The organism is Acetobacter sp. AN02 (assembly GCF_029759835.1).
Lineage (GTDB): Bacteria > Pseudomonadota > Alphaproteobacteria > Acetobacterales > Acetobacteraceae > Acetobacter.
In genome coordinates, this window is sequence record NZ_JAJJND010000136.1 from 1 (window position 1) to 4,211 (window position 4,211).

At 55.7% G+C, this 4,211-nt stretch carries 6 protein-coding genes; 1 reads left to right on the plus strand and 5 read right to left on the minus strand.

The window, feature by feature from the left end:
* From LOC54_RS11455 to LOC54_RS11475, 5 genes are all read right to left on the minus strand, one after another.
* Positions 1 to 949, minus strand: a 949-nt coding sequence (locus tag LOC54_RS11455) for an IS5 family transposase (protein WP_279313929.1), incomplete at its 3' end; no start/stop codon positions are given.
* A gap of 45 nt (positions 950 to 994) precedes the next feature.
* Positions 995 to 1,375, minus strand: coding sequence for a hypothetical protein (locus LOC54_RS11460; RefSeq protein WP_279313924.1), 381 nt, complete (start codon positions 1,373 to 1,375; stop codon positions 995 to 997).
* Positions 1,376 to 1,418: 43 nt separating this feature from the next.
* Complete coding sequence (locus tag LOC54_RS11465; RefSeq protein ID WP_279313925.1) at positions 1,419 to 1,928, minus strand: hemagglutinin repeat-containing protein; 510 nt, start codon at positions 1,926 to 1,928, stop codon at positions 1,419 to 1,421.
* Between the two features lie 340 nt (positions 1,929 to 2,268).
* A complete protein-coding gene (locus LOC54_RS11470; RefSeq protein WP_279313926.1) occupies positions 2,269 to 2,571 on the minus strand; it encodes a hypothetical protein in 303 nt (100 codons plus the stop codon).
* Positions 2,568 to 3,530: a hypothetical protein gene (locus LOC54_RS11475; protein WP_279313927.1), complete on the minus strand. Its 963-nt coding sequence runs from the start codon at positions 3,528 to 3,530 to the stop codon at positions 2,568 to 2,570. The genes LOC54_RS11470 and LOC54_RS11475 overlap by 4 nt, the downstream gene beginning before the upstream one ends.
* A gap of 54 nt (positions 3,531 to 3,584) precedes the next feature.
* Between LOC54_RS11475 and istA the strand changes: the two genes are divergently transcribed.
* A partial coding sequence (gene istA, locus LOC54_RS11480; RefSeq protein WP_279313928.1) for an IS21 family transposase occupies positions 3,585 to 4,211 on the plus strand: 627 nt, incomplete at its 3' end.

Consider the following 4,211-nt stretch of genomic DNA (forward strand, 5'->3'; position numbering starts at 1 on the left):
ACGCTTCGATTTGTTGCTCATGAATTCTTCTTACCTCTCGGGTCGTTCTGTCTCCACAAAACCCGGGGCAATTCAGTTTGAGATGCGGCTTCTTCCTGTGAACCTTTGAGACAAAGCCCTGCTTTTCCATGAAGTCTTCATTGGCTTTTGAGCGATACGCTGTATCAGCCCAGACGCTTGAGGCCGTATTGGTTTTATCCAGCAGCCCCTCTCTCAATCGCGCGCCATCACTGGCAGCGGCATCTGTTGTCTTCCATTTCCGGATGAACCGATACTTCCGGTCGATGGAGACGTGGGATTTGCAGCCAAAGAATGGGATAGCGAGATCACTCGACGGCATGGTTCCATCGTCCTGCCGCTTCGCTTTGGTGAACTTCAGCGTCCATCGCGCATGACGATCCTTGTGCGACAGCTTTGACGGCTTGTCCTGCCAGTCTTCGGGAACACGGCCTGCCCGGAGATCGGCTTTCTCGGCGTTCGTGTTGCGCTGCTTTGGAGCAGCCACCAGCGTTGCATCCAGGATCTGGCCCGACATCGGCAGATAGCCTGCGTTCCGCAGGGTTGTATCAAAGCGATTGAACAGACCCTCGATCGCTCCCGCCTGCGTCAGGCGCTTTTGGCACAGCCAGACCGTTTTGGCATCAGGAACACGCTCTGAAAGCCCCAGGCCAAGGAAGCGCATGAACGACAGGCAATCGTTGATCAGATACTCTGTACGTTCATCGGACAAATTGTTCAGCGTCTGGATCACCAGGATCTTGAACATCAGCACCGGATCAAACGGCGGTCGCCCGCCTTTGCTTCCGTCGGAATACGCCAGTGCCTTCTCCAGTTCCGGGCGGAACACTGCAAAATTCACAGTCCGGGAAAACGCTTCGAGCTGATCACCGAGCCCGCTCAGCCGAGCAAGCCGCTCTTCAACGTCAAAAAATCCCGCCTGCTTCATGATCCATACTCCAATCAACGCAAGGAAAATGGAATCACAGAGCAGACCTCAAAACCAGAGGGTTTTTCGAACCCTCCAGGTCTGCGTCTCGCCCGACCGGCTCTTGTTACTTGAGAACCCGACCGAAACCTGCCCACCAATAATGTTGTTGGTCGTCTCACCCCCAATTGCGGACATCCCTTCGCTAAGGCCGGTCTGGATCCCTGCAAGGGCTGACTGCACGCCCGTGCCAGACGATTTCGCCCCCAGGGCTCCGTTAATCGCCTGACCCACCATGGAATCAGGAGAGATACCCCCCGTCACCCCGATGCTCTTATCCTTGTGCATCGCAGTCTGGGTCATGCTGTTCTGCTCGGTGGTAAAGGCCACGGATGACCCGCTGATTCCCAGGTCCTTCGCCGCAGCCACAACAGACCCGTCAATCTTCACCGGACCGTTCGCGCTGATGCTCAGGCTGCCGCTATGCTGGCCACTACGCTCGGCGTGTAGGTGCTGCTGCTGACACTCTGCGTATCCGTGCGGGAGCCGTAGCCCACCGTGCCGCTGGCCCCCTGCGTGTCAGATGCAGGCCCGCAACATGATGGCTGGACGCGCGGTGCAACGCACTTTCTGTAAAGGAACCGCCGGACTGCAGGCTCACATCGCCCCCGCCGCCCACCATGCCCGCAACATGCATGTCGCCGCCAGAAACCGCCGTCAGATCCGTGCCAGCAGCAACCGTCGTGCCGACATCCGCGCTGCTGCTCTGGCTGTTCGAGAAGCTGCTATGTGTCAGGAAGCCCTTCTTGTTGCCAGAAATACTCTTTGATTTATTGTTCGTCACAGCCCCCAGATCCAGAGATTTCCCTGCCAGAAGCGTGGTGGCCCCTTCGGATGTCAGGGTGGCCCCTGCTGCCTTCAGGTCTTCCCCCAAGGCCGCAAGTGTCGCGTTCCCGCCCGCTGTAACCGTCGTGCCGTAATTCTGTGTCTGGCTGCCGCTCAACCTCGTTCTGATACCGCACAATGTCAGACGTCAGCGCCGCCTGCTGGGCACTGCTCAGACCCTGCCCGATACTCAGTCCAAGCTGGTTGCTCTCACTGACTGCATTGTCCCGCAACGCCTGCATCTGGCTGGACGCCGTATTATCGGAACCCACTCAACGGCAGCGACAATGAAATGTGGCATATCATCAGCCGAAAGCCACGACTTCAAGTCAGGCGGCAGAAGATACGGCTGAGACCGGTCAAACGGGATGAAGCCGTTCATCCCATCACCCTACAGCCTAATCACTTCATAAGGTACTCCACCCCGACAGACTGTTAGGCGGCTTTTGAAACAGTCTTTAAGACGAATAACCTCCTCCCCGGCTCTCCCGCTGACCAAACCATGTAATTACTTGGCTTGCAATTTTCTGTGTTTCAGAAAATTGCTTGTCATCATCGACGGTGAACTTAATCAACTCTAACTGTCCCTCAATATCAGTAAGAAAGCGTCGAATGTCATTTTCTTCAACTGCAACAATAGCAGTTTCACCACGCTGAATCGAACGTTGCATGGCATCTGCTGAAACTGATCCAGCGATGTGACCTGAGCAAACTGCAAGGATTTCCGATATCACTTCTGGGTAAATAAATCCCGATGTCATGGCGAACTATTCCTCAAAATAGTGACAATCGTCCTACCGGCATCCTCGGTAACAACACTCACATTTCCAGACGTATAAATTGCCCGAGGCACCCCGTTAACCGTTGTCGTCCTCACCGAGCCACCATTAATAATATCCTCAACCATATTAGGCGTAACATTACGACCTGGGCCGTCCGCACCAACTGGCGTTCCAAGACCACTTGGTTGCATCCGGTCAACGGCATGCCGCGAATAGTTACGTCCGCCAATTTGCGCATATTCTCGACCACCTATAGTGACTTTAGTATAGTCCTTCCAAGTTCCCCAAAAAAGATTTCTGCTATTTGAAGCTTTATCTGTAACGCCTTCTTGATTTGAAAGACTTTCTGGATTTTTCCCGATAATCTCTTTTTTACTCTGACTATCAGAAACGACCTTACCCTCGGGCGTTTTAATCCCCAGATCGCCCTCAGCATTTTTAACCCAGCTATAGCCTTCAGGCAGGGAAGGCTGAGCTGCCCCAACTGAGCCTTTTTCATACGTCTGCCACGTATCAGATGCTGTCGCCGCTGCCCGCCCTTCTGCCGCAACACCCCGCGCTGCCGTCGCAGCGGCCTGCGTCTCCTTCATTCCAAGGATCACACGTCCGGCAGCCGCATCAACGCCCACCAGATTCAGAGCACCCAGCCCCAGTGTAACCAGTGCGCCGCTTTTGTCTCCCGACTGCCACTGCACGACAGCAAGCCCCGTCGAAAATGCCGTGCCAACCGGCCCCGGAATCATGCTCCCCGTAACAAGACCAAGCTTCCCGACAGCCGCCCACGTGATCGCCGCTTCAGCCGAAGCAGTCCCAGCCGGAACGGGAGCTGGGTGACGATGACCAATGGCAACAATATTTTCAACCTGACCGTCTGGCTGTTGATTTTCACCGAGAACTGACCCGGGAAGGGTATAAATTTCCACTGAGAATTGACCCATGCCTGACACTGCTCCGGTTTCAATTGACCGGAGCCCTATGGAGAAGTGATCAGCATGGATTTATTGAGCGTTGTGCGTCGTTGGCATCATCGTGATGGTCTGCTGATCCGCGAGATTGAGCGTCGGACGGGCCTGTCGCGGAACACGATCCGGAAATATCTTCGGGCAGACACGGTTGAGCCGGTTTTCAGGGCATCAGAGCGTCCGAGCAAACTGGATTTGTTTGCCGAAAAGCTGAAGACCTGGCTTGCTCATGAGGCGATGCGCCCGCGCAAGCAGCGTCGGACGGGCAAGCGCCTTTATTCGGACCTTGTCGCCCTTGGTTACAAAGGGTCATATGGCCGTGTTGCGGCCTTCATCCGGACGTGGCGGGCCGAGCAGAGGCTGGCCCTGCAGACGACGGGACGCGGTGTCTTCATTCCCCTGCGTTTTCAACCGGGCGAGGCCTTTCAGTTTGACTGGGGTGAGGACTGGGCTGTTGTTGGTGGCCGACGCGTCAAGCTTCAGGTTGCCCACACCAAACTCAGCTACAGCCGGGCCTTCGTTCTGCGGGCCTATCCCTTGCAGACCCATGAAATGCTGTTTGACGCCCTGACTGAGGCCTTCCGGATGCTGGGCGGCGTGCCGCGCCGGGGTATTTTCGATAATATGAAAACAGCTGTGGATCATGTCGGGCGAGGG

Excerpts from the sequence above, each read along its gene's own strand:
- LOC54_RS11470 (WP_279313926.1), bottom strand. The coding sequence starts at position 2,571 with ATGACATCGGGATTTATTTACCCAGAAGTGATATCGGAAATCCTTGCA.
- LOC54_RS11475 (WP_279313927.1), bottom strand. The coding sequence starts at position 3,530 with ATGGGTCAATTCTCAGTGGAAATTTATACCCTTCCCGGGTCAGTTCTC.